Genomic DNA, 2106 nt, shown 5'->3' on the forward strand with positions numbered 1-2106 from the left:
TCGGCGCCGTGCTCGCGCCACAGGCGCTCAGCACGGGCCTGGACGGCGGGATCGATCTTCTTGGGCATGATTGTCATCCTTCCTGATGGGACTCAGAAAGGAGCGGCATCAAACCTGGGGTGATTCACGCAGGATATTGCGGTGGCGACGCCGACTGCTGGTCGTGGTCAGGCTGAGCTGGATGCGTTGGTGGGTATGTTCGTCAACACGTTGGTGCTGCGTGCCCGGGTTGATTCGTCGGAGTCTTTTAGTGATGTGCTCGCTGAGGTGCGGGCTTTTGATCTTGCGGCGTTGGCTCATGCGGATGTGCCGTTCGAGTCGGTGGTCGAGGCTCTGGATCCGGTGCGTAGTGAGGCGTTTGCGCCGTTGGCGCAGGTGATGTTGTCGTTTGATGCGGCGGCGTCGGTGGCGCAGGCTGAACTGGAGATCGCCGGTATCACGGCGCAGCCGTTGCCGGCGCCGGTGGTGCCTGCGCAGGTGGATCTGACGTTCAATGTGTCGTCGGCGAGATCGGGTCAGGACTGGTCGGGGTCGATCGTGTATGCCACGGATTTGTTCGATGAGTCGACGGCCGTGTGGTTGGGTGATCGGTTCGTCGCGGTGTTGGGTGAGTTGACGGCTGATCCGGGGATGGCTGTTGGTGATGTGGCCGTTTTGGCGCCGGTGGAGAAGGCTGCGGCGTTGGCTGTTTCGTCGGGTCCGGTGGTTGAGGTTCCGGCGGGTTCGGTGGCGGATGTGGTTGCGGCGCGGGTGGCTGCTGTCCCTGGTGTTGCGGCTGTGGTGTTTGAGGGTCGTGAGGTTTCGTACCGTGAGTTCGGTGCGCGGGTCGGCGTGTTGGCGCGGGAGTTGATTGCTGCGGGTGTGGGTCCGGATGTGGCGGTGGGTGTGTGCATCGATCGCAGTGTGGAGTTGGTGGTGGCGATTCACGCGATCACTGCTGCTGGTGGCCAATACGTGCCGATCGATGTTGAGGCACCGGTTGATCGTGCGCGGGTGATGTTGGAGACCGCTGGTGCGCGGATGGTTCTGGTGGCTGCTGGTGTGGTGCCGGAGCCTGTTGCCGGTGTGTCTGGTGTTCTGGTGCTCGAGGTCGATGCGTCGGGTGAGGTTGATCTGTCGGTTGCTCCGGTGACCGATGTGGATCGGTTGGCGCCGGTGCGTCCGGAGTCGGCGTTGTACACGTTGTTTACGTCGGGGTCGACGGGTGTGCCGAAGGGTGTGACGGTGTCGCAGTCGGCGGTGTTGAACCGTTTGTGGTGGGGTTTGGATGCATTCCCGTGGTCTGTTGGTGATCGGGTGGTGTTGAAGACGCCGTACACGTTTGATGTGTCGGTGCCGGAGTTGTATGGGCCGGTGATGTCGGGTGCGACGGTGGTGGTTGCTCGGCCGGGTGGGCATCGGGATCCGGGGTATATCGCGGATCTGGTTGCTGAGACTGAGGCGACGAGTGTGCATTTCGTGCCGTCGATGTTGTCGGTGTTTTTGGATGTGGTCGATCGTGATCGGCTGGTGGGGTTGACGTCGTTGCGGTGGGTGTTCGCTTCGGGTGAGGCTCTTGCTCCGGCGACGGTGGCTGCGGCGCATGCGGTGTGGCCGCGGGCGGGGATTCATAATCTGTTCGGTCCGACTGAGGCTGCGGTCGAGGTGGGTTGGGCTGATGTGTCGGGTGCGCCGGAGTTGGTGACGATCGGCAAGCCGGTGGCGAATACGTCGATGTTGGTGCTTGATGAGCGTTTGCGTTTGGTGCCCGATGGGGTGCCGGGTGAGTTGTATTTGGGTGGGGTGCAGGTGGCGCGGGGTTATGCCGGTCAGTCGGGGTTGACGGCGGAGCGTTTTGTTGCTGATCCGTGTTCTGCGGTGCCGGGGGCCCGGTTGTATCGCACTGGTGATTTGGTGAAGCGTTTGTCGGGTGGGGATATCGAGTATTTGGGTCGTGTGGACTTTCAGGTGAAGTTGCGTGGTCAGCGCATCGAGTTGGGTGAATCACCCCAGGTTTTCTGCCGCTCCTATACGGGGTGCAGCTCTCGGTTGAGGGCGGCGTAGTAGGCGGACTCGAACTCGGCGGGCGGGACCGTGCCGATGCTGGAGTGGAGCCTGTCATTGTTG

General features: G+C 62.4%; 1 pseudogene. It reads left to right on the plus strand.

What is annotated here, in order from left to right:
• Positions 1 to 129 precede the first annotated feature (129 nt).
• A pseudogene (locus ACSEEN_RS21295) lies at positions 130 to 2043 on the plus strand (non-ribosomal peptide synthetase); the annotation flags it as partial.
• Between the last annotated feature and the right edge of the window lie 63 nt (positions 2044 to 2106).

It is taken from the genome of Gordonia marina (assembly GCF_052036135.1).
GTDB lineage: Bacteria > Actinomycetota > Actinomycetes > Mycobacteriales > Mycobacteriaceae > Gordonia.